A 21,082-nucleotide genomic window follows, 5' to 3' on the forward strand; every position below is an offset into this window, starting at 1 on the left:
CAATATCGCAGTCCACGCTGAACCGTCGCGCTTCATTCGGCGAGTTTGTTACCTCTCACCCTCCCACGCCTCCGGCGCGGGCCCCTCCCTCTCTCACAGAGAGAGGGGTTCCCGAAAACCACGCCTTCAACCGCTCCACCTCGGCCGGCGTCAGGGGGATCACCGCCCCGTGCTTGGGGCTCTGGAAGTTGGTCGCCTTCATCGACGAGCCGGGGTCGTTGAAGCGGCCGAGGTTCCTGTAGTGGACGAAGTCGGTCGTCTCCGAGAAGCCCATGTTGTTCGGCTTGGCCCCGAACACGTCGTACATCAGCACGTAGGCGTCCGTTCCCGTCCGCCGCCACAGGGTCGGGGCCTCGGCGGCGACGGCTTCGGGATCGATCTTGCCGGGCTCGTAGACATAGCCGCCGGTCGGGCTCTTCGACGTCGCGTGGCGGATGCCCGCCGGCTTGTCGTAGCCCACCGCGAACAGATGGTAGGTGTCGCCCACCTTGGTGATGTCGCCGTCGATCAGGCTCTGGCTCGGGTCCGGATGGGCCAGCAGCGGCCTGGGCTCGGTGGTCAGGGTGGTGAAGGCGTCATCGGCGTAGGCGTAGACGAGGGAGTTACGGCCGGCGCCGACCCGGGTCGTGAAATAGACCATCATCGCCTTGCGGGCGGGGTCGTAGATCGTCTCCGGCGCCCAGGCGCAGCCGATGTCGCCCATCTGCGAGAAGAGCTTGTCGACCCTGGCGATCGCGTGGGTCCAGTGGACCAGGTCGTACGACTTCATCAGGATCAGGCCGCGGTTGTTGCCCCAGCCGTAGCCCTTCTCCGGCCGCTCCCATTTGTCTGAGCGAAGACCCTTCTCCTGGGCGAAGATGTGCAGGTCGGTCATCGCCAGATAGAAGGCCCCGTCGGGACCGCGGGCGATGTGCGGGTCGCGCAGGCCCTTCTGCTCGGCCACGTCCCGCCCCTCCAGCACCGGCGCGCCGTCGTTGACGTCGGTGAAGCTGTAGCCGTCGGGCGAGACGGCGAAGTGCAGGGAATGGGTCTCGTCCTTGAAATAGACGAGCAGATAGGCGGTCTGTTCCTTTACCGCCGGGGCCTTGCCGGGCTTCAGACGCTTGACGATCTCGACCTGCTTGGCCGGCGCGGCCCAGGCGGGCGCGGCGCCCAGCAGGCCGAGCGCCAGAAGCGATGCGCAGGCTCCAAGCGAGCGGCGGCGCCAGGCGTTGAAGCCCATATGAAGTCCTCCCGTCACGCGTGGACGTTCCCACGGCGACGGGTATTTGTCTGACTTATTCCGGCACGTGCAAGAGGGACCGCGACGCTCGCACGTTGTGGCCAGGCCCTCCGAGGACTAGCAAGGACGCAGCTTTTTGCAGGAGTCGGCTTTGCGCCTCACCCTTTGTCTCGCCCTGCTGCTCGTCACCACGGGCTGCACGACCATCACCTACAATTGCAACGTCCCGGGCGCCTGCCCGGGCGTCGAGAAGCCCGGCGTCTCGGTCTCGGTGATCAACAAGCCGGCCCGGCCGTAGCGCAGGCCTAGACCATCCCCACCGTCTTCAGACGGGCGCGGGGGTGGATCTCGTTCTGGCTCATCACCACGGTCTGGCCGCGGAAGCGCTCGATGATCGAGCGCACATAGGGGCGGATGGCCGGGCTGGTCAGCAGCACCGGCGACTCGCCCTGCAGGGCGGCCCGCTCGAAGGTGTCGCGCACGCCGCGGATGAAGTCCTGCAGGCGCGAGGGGGCCAGGGCCAGCTGCTTGTCGTCGCCGGGCCCGATCAGGGCGTCGGCGAAGGCCTGCTCCCAGTCGGCCGACAGGGTGATGATCGGCAGGGCGCCGTCGTCGCCGCGGTTGGCCCAGCACAGCTGGCGGGCCAGGCGCGCGCGAACCTGCTCGACCAGTTGGGTGACCGAGCTGGTGTGCGGGGCGGCCTCGCCGATGCCTTCCAGGATCTGCGGCAGGTCGCGGATCGAGACGCGCTCCTTGAGCAGGGCCTGCAGCACGCGCTGGATCGTGGCGGCGTTGACCACGCCGGGGATCAGGTCGTCGACCAGCTTCTTCTGGTTTTCCGGCAGCTCCTTCAGGAGCTTCTGCACCTCGGCGTAGGAGAGCAGGTCGGCCATGTTCTCCTTGAGAATCTCGGTCAGGTGCGTGGTCAGCACGGTGGCCGGATCGACGACGGTGTAGCCGCGGAACGTCGCCTCCTCGCGCAGGTCGTCGGCGACCCAGGTGGCCGGCAGGCCGAAGGCGGGCTCGCGCACGTGTTCGCCGGGCAGCTCCACCTGGCCGCCACGCGGGTCCATGGCCATCAGGTGACCCAGGCGCACTTCGCCCAGACCCGCCTCCATCTCCTTGATGCGGATGGCGTAGCCCTGGTTGGCCAGGCGCATGTTGTCGAGGATCCGCACCGGGGGCATGACGAAGCCGAACTCGGTGGCCAGGGTCTTGCGCAAAGCGCGGATCTGGTCGGTCAGGCGGCGGCCTTCCAGGTCGTTGATCAGGGTCAGCAGGCCGTAGCCCAGCTCGATCTTGACGTCGTCGATGGCCAGGGCCGCGCTGATCGGCTCCTCTTCCGGCTCGGCCGGCGCGTCGGCTGCGGCCTTGGCCGCCGCGGCCGCGGCCTCCCTGGCGGGGGCCAGCTTGGCCTGCTGGGCGCGGCGATAGGCCAGGAAACCCGCGCCGACCGCCAGGCCGGCGAACGGCAGCAGCGGCATGCCCGGGATCAGGGCGATGACGCCCGACGAGGCCGAGACCATGCCGAGCGCGACCGGGTTCATGGCCAGCTGGGTGGTCAGGGCCTTGTCGGCGCTGCCCTCGACGCCGGCCTTCGACACCACCAGACCGGCGGCGATCGAGATGATCAGGGCCGGGATCTGGCTGACCAGGCCGTCGCCGATGGTCATCAGGGTGTAGGTCGAGGCGGCCTCGCCGATCGGCACCTTGTGCTGAACGACGCCGATCAGGATGCCGCCGACGATGTTGATGCCGGTGATGATCAGGCCGGCGACGGCGTCGCCCTTCACGAACTTGCTGGCGCCGTCCATGGCGCCGAAGAAGGTGCTTTCCTGCTCCAGCTCCTTGCGGCGGATCTTGGCGGTGTCCTGGTCGATCAGGCCGGTCGACAGGTCGGCGTCGATGGCCATCTGCTTGCCGGGCATGGCGTCCAGGGTGAAGCGGGCCGCCACTTCCGCGATCCGGCCCGAACCCTTGGTGACGACCATGAAGTTCACCACCACCAGGATGATGAAGACGATGACGCCGATGACGAAGTTGCCCTGCATCATCAGGTTGCCGAAGGCCGCGATGACCGCGCCGGCCCCGTGGCCGCCCTCGTGACCATTGCCCAGGATCAGGCGGGTCGAGGCGATGTTGAGGCCCAGGCGATAGAGGGTCGCGACCAGCAGCACGGTCGGGAACGAGGTGAATTCCAGCGGCTTCTTGATCAGCACCGCCGTCATCAGGATCAGCACCGAGCCGGTCAGCGACACGGCCAGCAGCACGTCCAGCAGGAACGGCGGCACGGGCAGGATCAGCAGGACGATGATGCCGACGACGCCGACGGCCAGGCCCATCTCGCCGCGCAGGATCCCTTCCCACAGCGACTTGGCGCTGGGGATCGAGCTTGCGGCCTTGGGGGCGGCGGCGTCAGCCATGGAAAGCCTTGCTGCTGTGTCTAGGGTCGGACCGTCCCGCTTGGAGCGATTTGGAGCGGCCCGCCATCTCCTTAATCGAAATTAGCCATGTTCGGCGCCGGACCGATCGTCGCGGGCGCCGAACGGCGTTACGTACTCAAGGTTTAGGCCGCCGCGCCCACGCCGCCCTGCGGGGGCGGAACGCTGACGCCGGCGTCGCCGTATTCCTTGAGCTTGTTGCGCAGGGTGCGGATCGAGATGCCCAGGATGTTGGCCGCGTGGGTGCGGTTGCCCAGGCAGTGCTCGAGCGTGTCGATGATCAGGGTCTGCTCCATCTCGGCGACCGTCTGGCCGACGAAATTGCGGGTGGCCGCCGAAGCCACGGCCTCGGCCGCCGCCATCGAGGCGCCGCGGGCCACGGCCGCGTCGGGCGCCGGGGCCAGGGGCTGGCCGTCCGGCAGGCGGATGGCGAACTCCTCGATCTCCGGACCGGTCGACAGCAGCACCGCGCGGTGCATGGCGTTTTCCAGTTCGCGCACGTTGCCCGGCCAGCGGTGGGCGATAAGGCGGCGCTTGGCCTCGGCCGAGATCGGCTTCAGGTCGATGCCGTTGGCGGCCGAGTACTTCTTCACGAAGTGCTCGCACAGATTGATGATGTCGCCCGGGCGTTCGCGCAGCGGCGGCAGGGCCAGGTTCACGACGTTCAGGCGATAGAGCAGGTCTTCGCGGAACACGCCTTCCTTGACCGCCTCGGCCAGGTTGCGGTTCGACGTGGCGAGGATGCGGATGTCGACCTTCACCGGCTTGGTGCCGCCGACGCGGTCGATCTCGCGCTCCTGGATGGCGCGCAGCAGCTTGGCCTGCAGGCGCACGTCCATTTCCGAGATTTCGTCCAGCAGCAGGGTGCCGCCGTTGGCTTCCTCGAACTTGCCGATGCGGCGGGCCAGGGCGCCGGTGAAGGCCCCCTTCTCGTGGCCGAACAGCTCGCTTTCCAGCAGGTTCTCGGGGATGGCGGCGCAGTTGACGCTGATGAACGGCGCCTTGGCCCGACGCGACTTGGCGTGGACGTGGCGGGCCATCACTTCCTTACCCGAGCCGCTTTCGCCGGTGATCAGGATCGAGGCGTCCGACGGCGCGACCTGGTCGGCCAGCTTGATCACCTGCTCCATGTTCGGATCGCGGGCGATCATCGGACGGTTGTCATCGGTCACCGCGGCCAGGACGGCGGCGATCAGCTCGGCGTCCGGCGGCAGCGGGATGAATTCCTTGGCCCCGGCCTTGATGGCCCCGGCCGCACGCATCGGGTCGGCGTCGACGCCGCAGGCCACCACCGGCACCCGGATCCGCTCGCTCTCGTTGGCGGCGATCAGGCCGGCGATGTCGAGGCCGTAGTCGACCATCATCAGGTCGGCGCCCTGCCCGGCCCGCAGCGCGTTGGTCGCCTGCTCCGTCGTCTCGACGTGCGAAACCTTGGCCCCGGCGTTCATCGCCATCTTCACGGCGACCGAGAGCTGACCGTTCAGTTTACCAACGACCAAGAGGCGCATCGTATTCTCTCCGGGCGGCCCTTCCGGACCGATCTTCTACTGCTTCGCCCCTTTTTCGAAGGGGCGCGGACTACTGGGGACGTTCGAAACCGAAGGCTCAGCCCGCGGCGTCGCCGTCCTTGATGATTTCCGTCATGGTCACGCCCAGGCGCTCGTCGACGACGACGACCTCGCCCCGGGCGACCAGGCGGTTGTTGACGTAGATGTCGATCGCCTCGCCGACCTTGCGGTCGAGCTCGAGGATCGAGCCGGCCTGCAGCTGCAGCAGCTGGGCGACCGACATGTTGGAGCGGCCGAGCACCGCCGAGATGTTGACGGGAACGTCGAACACCGGCGCCAGGTCGGAGGCGATCTTGTCGCTCAGCTCGACCGGGATCTCCGAGGCGAGCATGCCGCCGTTGAAATCGTTGAGGGTCAGGTCGTCGGACATGGCTGTCAGCCTTCGCTAGGAAGCAGGGGTTCGGCGTGCAGCCCTTCGGCCGCGATGGCGGCGTCCAGGGCTTCGGCGACGCGTTGCGCCGCCTCGTCCGGATTGAATTCGGCCCGGCCGTCGCCCCAGTCGAGGACGAAGGCGGCGGGCGGTTGGTTGGGATCGGCGCGGGCGACGATCGCGCCCGGATAGCCGACGGCGTGGGCGGTCTGCTCCAGGGCGGCCTGGGTGCGCTCCACCAGGTGAGGGGCGACCCGGACGCTGAGTTTCGGCGAGGCCTCGACCTCGCGAGCCAGGGCGATCAGGGCCGCCGAGGCCGGGGCCTCGGGGAACTGGTCCAGGGCCGCGTCGGCGATCTTGTTGGCGCAGGCCAGGGCCAGGCGCGCCGAGCCCTCGCGGTGCTCGTGGGCGACGGCCGCCAGGGTCGACATCGCGCCGTGCACGGCGTGGGCGATGGCGTTCAGGGCCTGGGTCGCCTCCTGCTCGGCGCGGGCCACGGCCGAACGCTCCCCTTGCGCGAAGGCCTCGGCCTTGGCGGCCTCGACTTCCTCGGGGGTGAAGCTCTTCTTCACCTTGGGGGCCTCGTAGGCCACCCCGCCACGGTCGTCGAAGACCGTGTCGAAGGCGAAGCGCTGATAGGTTCCGTTGGTCATCCCGCGCGCCTCAGTAGATCAGTTCGTCGTCGCTGCCCGAACCGGCCAGCATGATCTCGCCCTTGGCGGCGAGATCCTTGGCGATCTGGACCATGGCGACCTGGGCCTGGTCGACGTCCTTCAGACGCACCGGACCCATGCTTTCCATGTCCTCGCGCATGATCTTCGAGGCGCGTTCGGACATGTTGGAGAAGAACATCTCGCGCAGCTTGTCCGAGGCGCCCTTCAGGGCCAGGGCCAGCTGTTCCTTGCCGGTGGCGCGCAGCAGGGTCTGCACGCCGCCCGGATCCAGCTTCGACAGGTCCTCGAACACGAACATCAGGGCCCGGATGCGTTCGGCCGCCTCGCGGTTGCGCTCTTCCAGGGCGGCGATGAAGCGCGCTTCGGTCTGGCGGTCGAAGTTGTTGAAGATCTCGGCCATCATCTCGTGGCTGTCGCGCTTGGAGGTGCGCGCCAGGTTCGACATGAACTCGATCCGCAGGGTCTGCTCGATCTTGTCGAGGATCTCGCGCTGCACCGGCTCCATGCGCAGCATGCGGGTGACGCATTCCAGCGCGAAGTCTTCCGGCAGGCAGGCCAGCACGCGGGCGGCGTGGTCGCTCTTCACCTTCGACAGCACGACGGCGACGGTCTGCGGGTATTCGTTCTTCAGGTAGTTGGCGAGCACGGCCTCGTTCACGTTGCCGAGCTTGTCCCACATGGTTCGACCCGCCGGACCGCGGATCTCTTCCATCAGGGCGTCGACCTTCTCGGGCGGCATGAACGACTGCAGCAGGCGCTGGGTCTGTTCGTACGAGCCCATGATCGCGCCGGTCGAGCTCATGCCCGAGACGAACTCGACCAGCAGCTCTTCCACGACGCTGGCCGAGACCGTGCCGAGGCTGGCCATGGCCTGCGAGACTTCCTTGATCTCCTCGTCGTCGAGAGCTTCCCAGATCTTGGTGTGCTCTTCGCCGAGGGCGAGCAGGACGATGGCGGCCTTTTCGGGCCCGGCCAGCTTGGAGATGTCGTTGACGGCGGCCTTCATTCCGTCACTCCGACTCGTGCAGCCAGTTGCGCAGGATCGCGACCGACTCTTCGGGGTGGCGCTCGACGAACTCCGAGACGCGCTTGATCGACGAGGCCTTCACCTGGCCTTCGATCTTGGCGATGTCGATGCGCTGATCGATGTCGCTGGTCGGGCCGGCGATGGCGATCGGCTCGCCCGACTGGTCGACGACGACCTGCTGGGTGGTGCCATCCGACAGGGTGACCAGGCGGGTCACGGCCGGCGAGCCGTCGTGGCCCAGGGCCATCTGGATCGGGTGACCGCCGGCCGGCTGGCTCAGGCTCTTCAGGAACGGACGCACCGCGAACAGCAGGATCAGCAGGGCGACGATGGCCAGGACGCCGATCTCGGCGATGCGCATCAGGTCGTTCTTGTCGAAGCCCGACATCAGGCCGCCTTCGGTCAGGCCCTGGTCCTCGGCCGTGGGGAAGCGGATGTTGGTGACCTTCACCTGGTCGCCGCGGGCGGCGTCGTAACCGATGGCGGTCTTCACCAGCTCTTCGATCTGGGCGATCTCCTCGGCGGTGCGCGGGGTGTAGGCGCCCGGCTTGCCGTCCTTGCCCGGGGCGGCGGTGACGCCGTCCACGGCCACGGCGACGGCCAGCTTCTTCATGGCGCCCGGCTCTACCACCTCGGTGCGGACCGACTCGGAGATCTCGTAGTTGGTGGTGGTTTCGTTGCCGCCCGAGGTCGAGCCGATCGGCTGCGCGCCGCCGGGCTGGCCGCCAGGGATGTTCTGGGTGGCGGTGACGCCGCTGTTGTCTTCGTTCTTGGTCTCGGAGGCGTTGTTGGCGCTGGTGCTTTCCGAGCGCACGACCTGACCGTCCGGATCGTACTTCTTTTCCTGGGTGGTGACGCGGTTCAGGTCGATGTCGGCGGTGACCGTGACGCGGGCCTTGCCCGGGCCGAGGACGCCGTCGAGCATTTCCTTGACGCTCTTGCCGATGCGGGCTTCGGCTTCCGACTTGCGGTCCTGGGCCAGCTTGCCGGCCAGGCTCTCGTCGCCGCCGGCCGACAGGGTCTTGCCGCGTTCGTCGATGACGTTGACGCGCTCGCCCTTCATGCCCGGGACGGAGCCGGCGATCAGGTTCTGGATGGCCGAGACCATGTCGGACGAGGCTTCGCGGCCGGCGGTGCCGATGGTGACGGCGGCCGACGGTTGCTCGGCGTCTTCCTCGAACAGCTGGCGCTTGGGCAGGACCAGGTGGACGCGAACGTCGCGCACGCCCTGCCAGCCGCGGATGGTGCGTTCCAGCTCGCCCTGCAGGGCGCGCTGGCGGTTCAGCTGCTGGACGAAGTCAGTCTGGCCCAGCGCCGTGGAATTGTCGAAGATCTCGTAGCCGATCGAGCCCGAGGTCACGAGGCCCTTGCCCGAAACCAGCAGGCGGGCGGAATTGACCTTGTCGCGGGCGACCATGATGGTCGAGCCGTCGCCCTTGGTCTCGTACTTGATGCCGGCCTGGTCCAGCGCCTGGGTGACCGACGAAGCTTCCTTGAGGTCGAGATTCGAATACAGCAGCTCGCTCGGCTGCTTGCCCAGCATCATGACGACCGCGGCCAGCACGGCGATGGAGCCGACGGCGACGCCCGCCAGGGCGGCCAGTCGACCGACGCCGAACCTTTGAATCGCGCTCAGGAATTTATCCACTGGGCCTGTCCCTCAAACTGCGTCCGAACGGGGCGCATGCGAGACAGACCGGAGCCCGCCGTCGCTAGGCAGGATTTACCCAGTCGATGGTTAACGCCGACTTTAGATTTGAGGCGGGATGAAGATGACGAAGGCGCCAAATGGTCGCGGCCGCGTCCTGGGGGACGCGGCCGCTGAACAGACCGTTCGGGCGCTTTGCGGAGCATAACCCCTCGCGCCCTATCAGTTTTTCCGCCGTTTAGCGGTACTGCTGAAGCCGGGTGGTCCGAAGACCCGCCAGGCCATGCCGGTCGATAGACTGCTGCCAGGCGAGGAATTCCTCGTTGGTCAGCTTGTAACGATCGCACGCCTCGTCGAGCGAGAGGAGACCACCGCGAACGGCGGCCACCACCTCGGCCTTACGCCGGATCACCCAACGCTGGGTTTCCGGAGGCGGCAGATCCGACAGGGTAAGAGGCGCACCGGTCGGACCGATGACGTACTTTTCACCCCGGCTGTTCGTGCGCTGCTGCTGCAACATGGCTTTACGCCTTTCCCACAACCATCACTGTTGATGAGGAATATAGGCGCCGGGAAATAACAGCGGCTTAATTCCAGTAGTAAAGAAAGACCTAAACATCGGACTTCCCCAGGCTATCAAAGTGTATCGATGTGACACACTCTGATTAAAAGCGGTTAATACCTATGATCAGCGCTTAATGCTCAGAAGTTCTTCCAGCATCTGATCAGCGGTGGTGATGATTTTCGACGACGCCGAGTAGGCGCGTTGCGTAGTGATGAGGCCCGTGAACTCAGTCGACAGGTCGACAGTCGAAGCTTCCAGCGTCGAAGGAGCCAGAGAACCGGCGCCGCCCGAGCCCGGGGTCTTCAGGCTGTAGGTGCCGCTTTCATTGGTGACGCGGTAGGCGTTGCCGTTGACGCCCTTCAGGCCGTTCGGATTCGAGAAGGTCGCGACCGCCACCTGGGCGATGCGGCGGGTGACGCCGTTGTCGAAGATCGCCGAGACGTAGCCGTCTTCATCGACTTCGATGTTGGTCAGGTTGCCGAACGCGGTGCCGTTGGTGTTCACCGACTGCACGACCGACTGGCTGTTGTACTGGGTCAGGCCGCCGGCGGCGTTGGCCAGGTCGATCTGCACCGACTGGCTGTCGATGCCCAGGCTGTCGGCCCAGCGCGGACCCGTGCCGGTGGCGGTGGGGTCCGAGGCGTCGATGGTGATCGAGGTCGGGTTGGTCGTGCCGAACAGCGTGCCGGTCGAAGACAGCTTGCCGTCGGTGGTGAAGGTGATCTTGCCCGAGCTGATCAGGCCGTTGGCGTTGTTGTCCAGGTCGCCCGGCTTGGCGCGCAGTTCGGCGTACCACTCGTTCGGGCCGGGGCCCTTGAGCAGCGACAGGGTGACGTTGCGCTGGCCGCCCTTGGAGTCCGAGATCGGAACCTGGATCTCGAAGTCCGGCTTCACGCCGGTGGTGCTGTCGAGCGCGTAGTCCGACATCGAGTTGCTGGCCGGGTCATAGACGCCGCCGGCCGCCACTTCGGTCTTGGTGTTGACGCCCAGCGAGGCGAACGAGACCGTCGTGCCGCCGCCGATGTCGATGGCCGCCGACGGCGTGGTGGTGCCAGCCGGGGTGTAGGTGGTCAGGGCGCCGGTGGTCGGGTCGTAGGCGGCCGTGCCGCTGGAGACCAGGTTGGTGCCTTCGTACAGCTTGACGTCATAGGTGTTGCCCGTGCCCGTCGGGGAATAGGCGACCGTGTAGTTGTGCGCGGCGCCGGCGCTGTCGGTCACGGACTTGACGCCCGTGGTGAAGCTGGCCGAGGCCGAGACCGGCTGTTCCGAACGCAGGTTGGCGTTGACGCCGACGCGGGTGGTCTTCTCGGCGGTGCCGCCGACGCTGCCGACGTTGATCGACGACAGCTGGGTCAGGTCCGACGGGTCGGGCGTGATCGCGCCGGTGACCGGGTCGGCCAGCCAGCCCTGCAGGTAGAGACCGGCGTCGTTCTTCAGGTAGCCGAGGTTGTCCAGCTGGAACGAACCGGCGCGGGTGAACGAGCGGGTGTCGGTGGCGGTCAGGCCTTCCGGCTTCTCGGTGGTGACGAAGAAGCCCGAACCCGAGATCGACAGGTCGAGGTTCGAGGTCGTCGACTGGGTCAGGCCCTGCTGGCTGATGAACTGGTGCGTCAGCGCCTTCACGCCGCCGGCGCTGTAGGTGCTGTTCTTGCTCTGCGAGGTGACCAGGGTCGAGAAGTTGGCCGACGAACGCTTGTAGCCGACGGTGTTGACGTTGGCGATGTTGTCCGAGATGGCGGCCAGGGCCGAGGAGTTGGCGACCAGACCGGAGACGCCGGCGAGCATGGCGCTGTTGATGGACATGACTGAATTCCTGCTCGTGAAGTTTGTGTCGAGGGGTTCAGCGCTGTTTGCGTTTGGGTCCGGATCGGCCGTCTGGCTCGGGGGGACCGCGTCGGCGTCTTTCTGACGCCCGGTTCATTCGGTAGAGGCCGGCGGGGCCTTAGCTGGTGGTGGTCGCCGGCGGGTTGGTGACGCCGATCACCGAACTGATCGGGACCTTGACCCCGTCGATGGTGACCATGTTCTGGCCGCTCTCGTTGGTCACCGCGGTCACGATGCCTTCGATCCGGCCCTTGGAGCTGGTGGTGATGTTCGCGCCATCGGCGTTGATGGCGGTGATCTTCAGGGTGTATTCGCCGCCCTCGGCCTGGGCCGTGCCCTCGTCGGACTTGCCGTCCCAGGTGAAGGTGTGGTCGCCCTTGGACATGTCGTCCGGGTACTTGGTGGCGATCGTCGCGCCGTACTTGTCGAGGACCTCGATCTTCACCGAGGTGCCGGCCTGGGCCTGGGTGTAGCTCCAGTCGGCCTTGCCGTTCTTGATGGTGGCCTTGGTGGTCTCGGCCGTGGCCAGCTTGTCCATCATGCCCAGGGCGTTGGTCAGGCCGCCGTCGTTCATGCCGACCAGGGCCGCCAGCAGGTCGTTGGTGACCAGCTGCTGCTCGACGCCCGTCATCTGCACGATCTGGCCGGTGAAGGCGTTGGAATCCATCGGCGACAACGGATCCTGGTTCTTCATCTGAGTGGTCAGCAGCTTCAGGAAGGTCTCTTCGCTGCTGGCGAGCGAGTTCCTGGAGTTGTTGATCTTGTCGAGCACCGAGGTGCTGCTGGACGTCGCGGTCGTGGTGGCCATGACGCTTGCTCCTAGATCTTGACGTCGACGCCGCTGGTTTCCGCACCGCGGTAACCAGGGATCAGCGACGAAGCCGAAACGGTGGGGATGTCCTCGACGGCGGCGCCCGCGAAGGCGCGGCCGGCGAAGGCGCGGCGGCCGTGGTCGCCGCCCTGGAAGTCGAAGAAGGCGTTCTGCTGCTGGCCCTGGCCGCTGTTGCCGCCCTGGCTCGACACGTCGAACTTCAGGGCGTTGTCGGCGACGTCGAAGCCGGCCTGGCTCAAGGCCTGGCGCAGCTCGCCGGCGCGGTGGCGCAGGTCGGCGGCCGCTTGCGGATTGTCGAAGGCCAGGGTCGCGGTCAGCTTGCCCTCGGCGCCGATGCGCACCTGCACGTCGACCTTGCCCAGGCCTTCCGGCGTCAGGACGATGTCGAAGCGGGTCGACTTGGCGTCGAGCTTCTTGCTGATCTCGGCCGACAGGGCCGCGACCGTCTCGGGCGAGCCGCGGACGATGGTCTCGGCCGGAGCCTGGGCCGTTTGCGCGGCCTGGGTCTGGACGGTCGGGGTGAAGGCCGCGTCGATCTTGGCGGCGGGCGCGTCGGTCGAGACGGTGTCGGTCGCCATCTTGGCGAAGGCGTCTGCGCCGCTCTTGTCGCCGTCGCTGTTGGTCGCGGCGTCCTGGGCGGCCTGGTCGGCGGCCACGGCCTGGGCGGTGACCACGGCCTCGCCCTTGGCGGCGACCTCGGTCTTGCCGGCCTGCGGCGCGACCGGAACGGTCTCGGCGGGCTTGGCGGCCTGGGTCAGGGCGGCCGACGCGGCGACTTCGGTGGTTTCGACGGCCTGGGCGTCGGTCGCGGCAGGGGCCACGTCCTCGGCGGCCGTCTGAACGGCGGTCAGGCTGGCGATCTCGTCGCCCAGCGAGACGGCGGCCGGCTTGGCGGCGTCGGTCGCGGACTTGGCGTCGGCGGCGACGGGCTTGTCGGCCGTCTTGGCGGTCTGGTTGGCCAGGGCGGCCTGCTCGGCCAGCTTGGCCAGGTCGGCGGAGGCCGGCCCCTGCTCGCTCGGCGACAGGGTCTGCAGCGCCGACAGGTCGACGGTCGCGACCGGAGAGGCCTCCCCTTCGGTCGTCGGCGCGGCGGCGACAGCGTCGGAGGTCAGGTCGGCGGCGGCGGCGACGGCCGTGGCCGCGGCGGCGACAGGAGCCGCGCCGGCCAGCTTGGCGACGCCGGCGACGGTCTCGGCCACGTCGCCGATCAGGTCGGCGGCCTTGGCCAGCAGGCCCTCCCCGGCATCCGCGCCCTGAGCAGCCGATTGGGCGGCCGATTGGGCGGCGGCCTCGGTGGAAGCAGCAGCGGCAGCGGCCGTAGCGTCATCGCCCTGGGCCGGCTTGGCCGGCTGTTGTTGAACGGTCATGGCGGCGACCACGGCCGCGCCCACCTGGGCGGCGGCGGCGTCCTGGCCCGCGGCGGCGTCGTCGCCGTCCTTGCGGTCAGCGGCGACCTTGGTCGCCGGCTTGGCCTGCGACTTGCCCGTCGGACGGGCTTCGGCCTGGTCGGACCCGCCTTCGTCGCCCGACGCGGCCAGCAGCGCGCCGAACACGTCGCCGGCGCTAGAAGCGTCGGAAACGCCGGCGGCGCCCGGGGCGGGCGTCGGAAGCGGAAGAGAGGCGGCGATCGCGGTCATGCGGGTCGGTACGCTCGGGCTGGATGACGGCTCGGATGGAGCACGCCTTGATCCGCCGTTCCCTGAGCAATCACCGGGCCAACCCGGAAATTTCTTACAAGTCTTTGATTTTAAAGATTTTAACTCCTGATTTACCCTTTTATTTCGACAGGTTGCGGCGCTTTTTGCCGGGCGGAAACGGAAAGAATGACCCCTCGCTTGCCGCGTCGGCGCGCTGCAGCCGGGCCAGGACCGGGGTTGGCGCCATCCTTGCGCTCACCTTTTCGTCGTCCGCACGGCGCATGGAACCCAACGCCTTGTATTTCAACGGTTTGCACATCTGTAACGAGACGCTCTCGACCCGGACCCGGCAAGTTTCGCCGGGCAAGGTCGCGTCGCGTGGTTCGTGCTTTGCCGGGCGGACAGGAGACCTCTGATGTCCCTCAACACCATCCTGAACACCGCGACTTCGGGGATGATGGCCGCCCAGACGGGCCTGCGCGTCGTCTCCGACAACATCGCCAACGTCAACACCGCCGGCTACGTCCGCAAGACCGTCAGCCAGTCGAACCTCGTGTCGAACGGCATGGGGGTGGGCGTCAATATCGACGCGATCAAGCGCGCGACCGACCGCTTCCTGCAGTCGGCCAGCCTGAACGCCGCGTCGGACTCGGGCCGGGCCTCGGCGCTGTCCAGCGCGCTCGACAACGCCCAGAAGCTGTTCGGCGACCCCAGCGCCAGCACCAACTTCTTCTCGATGCTCGACGACGTCTATTCGTCGTTCTCGCAAGCCGCCGACGAGCCCTCCTCGTCGCTGCTGCGCACCCAGGCCCTGACCAAGGTCGAGGACTTCCTCGGCGAGTCCAGCCGCATCACCGCCGGCCTGTCGAACCTGGGCAAGGACGCCGACACCAAGATCTCGGCCGATGTCGACCGGGTGAACGTCCTGCTCAAGCAGATCGACGAGCTGAACACCGACATCACCCGCGCCAAGACCACCGGCGTCGACTCGACCGGCTCGGAGAACATCCAGAGCGGCCTGATCGACGAACTGTCGGGCCTGATGAACGTGCAGGTCAGCCAGCGCGCCAACGGCGGCGTGCTGATCCGTTCGACCGAAGGCCTCAGCCTGGCCGGCGACGGCGCGGCCACCGTCAAGTACGAGCAGTCGCCCACCGCCAACGGCTACCTGACCGTCACCCTGCCCAACAGCGGCGGCCAGCCCAGCCCGCTGTACATCAGCAGCGGCGAGCTGAAGGGCCTGATGGAGCTGCGCAACACCGAGCTGCCGGCTCTGCAGGACCAGCTGGGCGAGTTCGTCAGCCGCGCCACCGAGGAGCTGAACCGCGCCTCCAACGCCAACTCGGCGGTCCCCGCCCCCACCAGCCTGACCGGCCGCAACACCGGCCTGGACGCCACGACCGCCTTCTCGGGCTTCACCGGCAAGACGACGATCGCCCTGACCGACTCCAGCGGCGTCATCCAGCGCCGCATCGACGTCGACTTCACCGCCGGCACCATGACCGTCGACGGCGCCGCCGGCCCGTCGTTCACGCCCGGCAACTTCCTGACCCAGCTGAACAGCGCCCTGGGAACCGACGGCCAGGCCACCTTCTCGGACGGCGCGCTCAGCCTGTCGGCCAACGGCGGCCTGGGCGTGGCGGTCGCCGACGACGCGACCACCCCGTCGACCAAGGCCGGCAAGGGCTTCAGCCACTATTTCGGCCTCAACGACATCGTCCGCTCGACCGGCTACTCGCCGTACGAGACGGGCATGACCACGGCCTCGCAGCACGGCTTCACCGCCGGCGACACCATCACCCTGCGCCTGACCGACGTCGAAGGCGGCCGCATCCGCGACGTGAAGGTCACCGTCCCGCCAGGCGGCACCATGCAGGACCTGCTGACCGCCATGAACTCGCGCAGCGACGGCGCGGGCCAGTACGGAACCTTCTCGCTCGACTCCAAGGGCGCGCTGAACTTCAGCTCCAACAGCGCCTCGCCGGTCACCCTGTCGGTGGTCGAGGACAACACCGAGCGCGGCACCGGCGGCCCGACGCTGAGCCAGCTGTTCGGCCTGGGCCCGTCCGAGCGCAGCACGCGCGCCTCGAGCTACGCGGTCGATGCGACCCTGGATTCCAACCCTAGCCGCCTGGCCTTCGCCAAGCTGGACCTGACCGCCGCGGCGGGGACCTCGTCCCTGGCCGTCGGCGACGCCCGCGGCGCCCTGGCCCTGGCCAAGGCCGGCGACAGCACGGTCAATTTCTCGGCCGCTGGCGGCGTCGGCGCAGCGACCAGCAGCGTCCTGCGCTACGCCGCCGACTTCTCCGGCTCGATCGCCCGCAAGGCGGCCGCCGCCGAGTCCCGGAAGGACGCCACCGCTTCGGTAAAGACCGAGGTCGACACCCAGCGCCAGTCGCAAGAGGGCGTCAATCTCGACGAAGAGCTCATCAATCTGACGACGTACCAGCAGGCGTTCAACGCCTCCGCCCGCCTGATCCAGGCGAGCAAGGACATGTACGACGTTCTGACCAACCTCATCTGAGGCCGCCCATGACCCGTGTCTCCACTTCCAGCAACTTCGGCGTGATGACCTCCAATCTCATGCTGGCGCAGGTGCGCCAGAACGAGATCGGCGAACAGGTCTCCAGCCAGAAGATCGCCAGCGACCTGAAGGGCTACGCCAAGAACGCCGAGATGCTGACGGCGATGAAGAGCGCCCAGGCCAAGATCGACGGCTTCCTCGACCAGACCAAGCTGGTCTCCAACCGCCTGGACATGCAGGACACCGGCATCGGCCAGGTCTCCGACGCGGCCGGCGACGCCCGCGAGGCGATCGCCAACGCCCTGGCGGCCGGCAACGCCACCACCCTGATGGAGCAGCTCCAGAACGCCTTCGGCGACGCGGTGCGCGGCCTCAACACCAAGTCCAACGGCTACTACGTGTTCTCGGGCGCCAAGACCGACACCCCCACGACCACGGCGACCAGCATGGCCGACCTGACGGCCGCGCCCAGCACGGCCTCGCTGTTCCAGAACGACCAGTACGTCACCACCAACCGCATCGACGAGTCGACGACGGTGAAGACCGGCGTGCTGGGCGACGCTTTGGGCACGGACCTCTTCGACGCCTTCAAGCAGATCCAGGCCTATGTCGACGCCAACGGCGCCTTCAGCGGCAACCTGACCGAGGCCCAGACCACCTTCCTGAAGGGCACGCTGTCGTCGTTCGACACCGCCCAGAAGGGCCTGACGACCGCCCAGGGCAAGAACGGCCTGAACCAGAGCCGCTTCGAGGACGCCCAGACCGCGCTGCAGAACCAGTCCGACAGCCTGACGGTGATGATCGGCGGCGTCGTCGACGTCGACATGGCCGAGGCCGTCACCCGCCTCCAGGCCGCCCAGCTGGCGGTCCAGGCCTCGGCCCAGGTGTTCTCGACGCTGCAGAGCTCGTCGCTGCTGAACGTGCTGAAGTAGGCGTCGTCTAGGCGTCGGGACCTGGGATGACCGCCGTGTGGAGGCGGCCCTCGAACCGCCAGCCGAGCGCCTCATAGAGCGCCCGCCCTTCGACCGTGGCGGCCAGGACGCCCTCCTCCGCCCCGCGGGCGACGGCTTCGGCGCCGAGGCGCGTCATCACGGCCCGGCCGAGACCTCGCCTCTGGTGGGCCGGATCCGTGACGATCTTGTCGAACACCGCGAACGGTCCGGTGAGCGCCGCGCGCCCGGAGGCCGCCAGCGTCCCGTCCGGGGCCGTCGCGGCGATGACCAGCACCGCGCCTTCGAGGGTCGTCGACAGGCGATAGGCGGGATCGGGCTCGACCACCGGGGCGCCGTCCAGGACCGTCGCCATCAGGTCGGCGCAGCTTTCCAGCCGCCAGCGCTCGTCGAGGGCCGCGATCAGCGCCTCGGGCGGGCAGAACGCCTTCAGGAACACGCCCGGCTGATCGATCCCCCGCCCCAGCCGGGCAAGAGCGACCGCGTCGAGCGCGGGAAAGACGTAGCGCGCCAGATGCCCCGGCGCGCCCACCGTCAGGTGAAAGCCGCCCGCGATCCGCTCAGGCCTCGTCACGCCGCGCGACAGCGCCCAGCCGTCGACCCAGGCCTCGACCAGTCTCGGGTCCGCCGCGTGATCGTCCGCCGTCATCGTCTCTCCCCTCGCCCGAACGCCCCGGATAACCCGCCCTGCCTCCGCCCTTTGTCAGCATGATTGCAAGCCGACGCGACCTGCGACGCTGCTCAGCCTCGCAAAACCGTCGCTCAGGGCCTAAATAGCCGCGATGGACGCCGACCTCGCCCGTTTCGACCCCGCCCACGCCCCCGTCGCCGAGGGCGACGCCCTGATCGCGCAGGCCGCCCAGGCGGTGAAGCAGGCCGTCGGTCTTCCCGAGGGAACCCGGATCGTCGCGGCCATGTCCGGCGGCGTGGACTCGACCGTCACCGCCGCCCTGCTGGCCCGCGCCGGCTACGACGTGGTGGGCGTGACCCTGCAGCTCTACGACCACGGCGCGGCGATCTCGAAGAAGGGCGCCTGCTGCGCCGGCCAGGACATCATGGACGCCCGCATGGCGGCCGAGCGGATCGGCATCCCGCACTACGTGCTGGACTACGAAAGCCGCTTCAAGGAACAGGTCATCGAGGAGTTCGCCGACGCCTATCTGCGCGGCGAAACGCCGATCCCCTGCGTGCGCTGCAACCAGACCGTCAAGTTCCGCGACCTGCTGGACGTGGCCCGCGACCTGGGCGCCGAGGCCATGGCGACCGGCCACTACGTTCAGCGCGGCTTCGTCGGCGGCGGCAACCGCCCGCAGCTGCGCCGCGCGGCCGACCCGGGCAAGGACCAATCCTACTTCCTGTTCGCCACCACGCGCGAGCAGCTCGACTTCCTGCGCTTCCCGCTGGGCGGCTTCGCCAAGCCGCAGGTCCGCGCCGTCGCGGCCGCCCTGGGCCTGTCGGTGGCCGACAAGCCCGACAGCCAGGACATCTGCTTCGTGCCCGAGGGCAAGTACACCACGGTGATCGACCGCATCCGCCCGCAGGGGGCCGAGGCCGGCGATATCGTGCACATGGACGGCAAGGTGCTGGGCCGCCACGAAGGCGTCACCCGCTACACCATCGGCCAGCGACGCGGCCTCAACGTCGGCGGCGGCACGGGTGAGCCGCTGTTCGTAGTGCGCATCGACGCCGGAAAGCGCCACGTCGTGGTCGGTCCGCGCGAGGCGCTGCTGACCAAGTCGCTGACCCTGAAGGAAGACAACTGGCTGGGCGGCGAGGACGACCTGATCGAGGCCGCCAAGGCCCAGGCGCCGGTCCTGGCCCGCGTGCGCTCGACCCGTGAGCCGGTCGCCGGCCGGCTGTCGCTGGAAGACGGCGGCGTGCGGCTGGTGTTCGACGGCCTGGAAGAAGGCGTCGCCCCCGGCCAGGCCTGCGTGCTCTACGACCCCGCCGATCCGGAGCGCGTGCTCGGCGGCGGGTTCATCGCCACGACCGTCAGGGCGATGGACTGACCACAAGGAACCTCCCCCTGTGGGGGAGGCGGCCGCAGGCCGGTGGGGGGCCGTTTTCAGCTTCCGAGGCGTCGGCCGATCTTGCACCAACTCCCCCCTCCGATCGCTACGCGATCGCCTCCCCCTCTGGGGGAGGTTCGCTGCAAACAGAAACGCCGCGAAAGCCGATCAGCTTTCGCGGCGTTTTGCGTCTGAGAGACCCCTCATCCGTCGGCTTCGCCGACACCTTCTCCCGCAAGGGGAGAAGGACCAGGGGGCTTAGTCCAGGGCGCCGATGTAGGGCAGGCCGCGGCTCTTGCCTTCGTCGTCGAGGCCGTAGCCGACCAGATAGCGGGCCGGGGCTTCCCAGGCCACGAAGTCGGGCTCCATGCCGCGCGAGGTCGGCCAGGGCTTGCGGGCGAAGACGGCGGTCAGCACTTCGCTGGCGCCGGCGTCCTTCACCAGGCGGGCGGCTTCCGACAGCGACAGGCCGGTGTCGAACACGTCGTCGACCACCAGGGCGCGACGGCCGACCAGCGGGCGCTGCAGGTCGGCGCGCACTTCGCAGCGGCCGGTGCTCTTGCGCTCGTCATGGTACGAGGCCAGCCACAGGGCGTCGAAGCGGACGTTGCGGCCGGCCTTCCACAGGGCGCGGGTCAGGTCGGCGGCGAACCACAGCCCGCCGGTCAGCAGGCAGACGGCGACGGTGTCGTCGTCGATGCGCGGCGCGATCTGACGGGCCAGGGCCTCGACCCGCTCGGCGATTTCTTGCTCTGAAATGAGCACTTCGGGGCGGGCGGGATCGGTCATGTCAGGGGATCTTGGTCAATGATGCTCGGCGGGAGCCGCTTCGGCCGCTCCGGTCTCATGACCAGGGGCGTCATGTCCAGCCCCTTCGGCCGCGGAATCCTCCGTATGCCCCTCGGCGGCGGCATGATCCTGCGTCGGCGTGTCCTGGGCGCCGCGCAGTTCCGGCTCGCCGTGGCCGCCCTCGGCCGCGTGCAGGCCGGTCTTCACCGCATGGCCCGCGCCCTTCTCGACCGCGAAGGCGATCTCCAGCACCTGGGCGCTGGACGGCGGGTTCAGCAGGACGACCGAGAAGTGGCGGGTCTGGCCCGGCGGGATGGTCGGGTCGGCGGCGGCGGCCAGCTGGCCGGCCACGCGCTTCTGGGCCTTGTTGAGCAGGGCGATGCGCAGCGGCGGCGCCTGCACCGGCTTTTCGGTGATGTTGCGGATCACGCCGGTGATGGTCAGGGCGGCGCGGCCGTCCTGCATCGTCGGCTCGGCCCGGATGCTGTTTTCCTCGACGATCAGGCCGATGGTGTTGATCGGCGCGCCGACCATGGCGTAGGCGCCGGCGGTGCTCGGCCAGAGCTTGCCGATGTTGAGGCGGAACACCCCGGCCCCGACCAGCACCACCACCATCACCGCGACCATGCCGCCCCAGACGATGCCGGTGGTCTTGGCTTCCTTCAGGCGGCGCTCTGCGTCGGCGCGGGCGCGGAACACCTTGGGCAGTTCCTCGCCCGGCAGGGCGCTGACCGGCGGCTCGGGTTCGGGCGTGTCGTCGAGGGCGTGCAGGGGATCCAGCGCCGCGGCCGCGGCGGCCCCGTCGTTGGCCGGCCCCGGGGGCGTCCCGGCGGCCGACGGCGCATCGAACAGCTCCTCGTCGGCGGCGTTTTCGTTACGCGCGGTCCAGCGCGCGCCGCACGAGGCGCAACGCACGACACGACCGGTCGCACCGACCTTGGCGTCGTCGACGAAATAGCGGCTGGCGCACTCCGGACAGGTCAGTATCATGGCCGCGAATCG

General features: G+C 68.5%; 19 protein-coding genes. 5 read left to right on the forward strand and 14 right to left on the reverse strand.

What is annotated here, in order from left to right; all coding sequences use genetic code 11:
• Positions 1-55 precede the first annotated feature (55 nt).
• Positions 56-1,222: a glycoside hydrolase family 43 protein gene (locus AC1RRS_RS10620; RefSeq protein ID WP_492855135.1), complete on the reverse strand. Its 1,167-nt coding sequence runs from the start codon at positions 1,220-1,222 to the stop codon at positions 56-58.
• Positions 1,223-1,373: 151 nt separating this feature from the next.
• Here AC1RRS_RS10620 and AC1RRS_RS10625 point away from each other — a divergent pair, with 151 nt between their 5' ends.
• Entirely contained in the window at positions 1,374-1,520 is a 147-nt protein-coding gene (locus tag AC1RRS_RS10625; RefSeq protein WP_158285962.1) for a hypothetical protein, read from the forward strand.
• Positions 1,521-1,527: 7 nt separating this feature from the next.
• Here AC1RRS_RS10625 and flhA read toward each other — a convergent pair whose 3' ends face one another.
• The 10 genes from flhA to AC1RRS_RS10675 all read right to left on the reverse strand — a co-directional run bounded on the left by flhA (position 1,528) and on the right by AC1RRS_RS10675 (position 13,808).
• On the reverse strand, positions 1,528-3,645 hold the full coding sequence (gene flhA / locus AC1RRS_RS10630) for a flagellar biosynthesis protein FlhA (protein WP_110118010.1): 2,118 nt from the start codon (positions 3,643-3,645) through the stop codon (positions 1,528-1,530).
• A gap of 143 nt (positions 3,646-3,788) precedes the next feature.
• Positions 3,789-5,171, reverse strand: coding sequence for a sigma-54-dependent transcriptional regulator FlbD (gene flbD / locus AC1RRS_RS10635; RefSeq protein ID WP_110133308.1), 1,383 nt, complete (start codon positions 5,169-5,171; stop codon positions 3,789-3,791).
• 97 nt (positions 5,172-5,268) lie between these two features.
• Entirely contained in the window at positions 5,269-5,601 is a 333-nt protein-coding gene (gene fliN / locus AC1RRS_RS10640) for a flagellar motor switch protein FliN (protein WP_058346608.1), read from the reverse strand.
• Between the two features lie 5 nt (positions 5,602-5,606).
• On the reverse strand, positions 5,607-6,254 hold the full coding sequence (locus AC1RRS_RS10645) for a FliH/SctL family protein (protein WP_492855136.1): 648 nt from the start codon (positions 6,252-6,254) through the stop codon (positions 5,607-5,609).
• Between the two features lie 10 nt (positions 6,255-6,264).
• Positions 6,265-7,281 carry a flagellar motor switch protein FliG gene (gene fliG, locus AC1RRS_RS10650; protein WP_487287764.1) on the reverse strand — a complete coding sequence of 339 codons (1,017 nt, stop codon included), beginning with the start codon at positions 7,279-7,281 and terminating at the stop codon, positions 6,265-6,267.
• A 4-nt stretch (positions 7,282-7,285) separates the two neighbouring features.
• The gene (gene fliF, locus AC1RRS_RS10655) at positions 7,286-8,950 is read right to left on the reverse strand and encodes a flagellar basal-body MS-ring/collar protein FliF (RefSeq protein WP_487287765.1); all 1,665 of its coding nucleotides are present in this window, start codon (positions 8,948-8,950) and stop codon (positions 7,286-7,288) included.
• A gap of 238 nt (positions 8,951-9,188) precedes the next feature.
• Complete coding sequence (sciP, locus tag AC1RRS_RS10660; RefSeq protein WP_007675208.1) at positions 9,189-9,470, reverse strand: CtrA inhibitor SciP; 282 nt, start codon at positions 9,468-9,470, stop codon at positions 9,189-9,191.
• Positions 9,471-9,638: 168 nt separating this feature from the next.
• A complete protein-coding gene (gene flgE / locus AC1RRS_RS10665; RefSeq protein WP_487287766.1) occupies positions 9,639-11,318 on the reverse strand; it encodes a flagellar hook protein FlgE in 1,680 nt (559 codons plus the stop codon).
• Between the two features lie 139 nt (positions 11,319-11,457).
• Positions 11,458-12,147, reverse strand: coding sequence for a flagellar hook assembly protein FlgD (locus tag AC1RRS_RS10670; protein WP_492855137.1), 690 nt, complete (start codon positions 12,145-12,147; stop codon positions 11,458-11,460).
• Positions 12,148-12,158: 11 nt separating this feature from the next.
• A complete protein-coding gene (locus AC1RRS_RS10675; protein ID WP_492855138.1) occupies positions 12,159-13,808 on the reverse strand; it encodes a flagellar hook-length control protein FliK in 1,650 nt (549 codons plus the stop codon).
• Between the two features lie 47 nt (positions 13,809-13,855).
• Between AC1RRS_RS10675 and AC1RRS_RS10680 the strand changes: the two genes are divergently transcribed.
• The 3 genes from AC1RRS_RS10680 to AC1RRS_RS10690 are packed head-to-tail and all read left to right on the forward strand — an operon-like array spanning position 13,856 to position 17,264.
• Positions 13,856-14,224, forward strand: a complete 369-nt coding sequence (locus AC1RRS_RS10680; protein WP_492855139.1) for a hypothetical protein — start codon at positions 13,856-13,858, stop codon at positions 14,222-14,224.
• The gene (gene flgK, locus AC1RRS_RS10685) at positions 14,224-16,332 is read left to right on the forward strand and encodes a flagellar hook-associated protein FlgK (RefSeq protein ID WP_487287770.1); all 2,109 of its coding nucleotides are present in this window, start codon (positions 14,224-14,226) and stop codon (positions 16,330-16,332) included. The genes AC1RRS_RS10680 and flgK overlap by 1 nt, the downstream gene beginning before the upstream one ends.
• Positions 16,333-16,340: 8 nt before the next feature.
• Positions 16,341-17,264: a flagellin gene (locus AC1RRS_RS10690; RefSeq protein WP_110118021.1), complete on the forward strand. Its 924-nt coding sequence runs from the start codon at positions 16,341-16,343 to the stop codon at positions 17,262-17,264.
• 7 nt (positions 17,265-17,271) lie between these two features.
• Here the strand turns inward: AC1RRS_RS10690 and AC1RRS_RS10695 are convergent, their stop codons facing one another.
• Entirely contained in the window at positions 17,272-17,931 is a 660-nt protein-coding gene (locus tag AC1RRS_RS10695; protein WP_492855140.1) for a GNAT family N-acetyltransferase, read from the reverse strand.
• A gap of 133 nt (positions 17,932-18,064) precedes the next feature.
• On the opposite strand from AC1RRS_RS10695, the gene mnmA reads away from it, so the two are divergent.
• A complete protein-coding gene (mnmA, locus tag AC1RRS_RS10700; protein ID WP_492855141.1) occupies positions 18,065-19,291 on the forward strand; it encodes a tRNA 2-thiouridine(34) synthase MnmA in 1,227 nt (408 codons plus the stop codon).
• A 258-nt stretch (positions 19,292-19,549) separates the two neighbouring features.
• On the opposite strand, the gene AC1RRS_RS10705 is transcribed toward mnmA, so the two are convergent.
• Entirely contained in the window at positions 19,550-20,080 is a 531-nt protein-coding gene (locus tag AC1RRS_RS10705) for a phosphoribosyltransferase (protein ID WP_110118024.1), read from the reverse strand.
• A gap of 15 nt (positions 20,081-20,095) precedes the next feature.
• Positions 20,096-21,070, reverse strand: a complete 975-nt coding sequence (locus AC1RRS_RS10710; RefSeq protein WP_492855142.1) for an MJ0042-type zinc finger domain-containing protein — start codon at positions 21,068-21,070, stop codon at positions 20,096-20,098.
• Between the last annotated feature and the right edge of the window lie 12 nt (positions 21,071-21,082).

It is taken from the genome of Caulobacter sp. GW821-FHT12A07 (assembly GCF_058807655.1).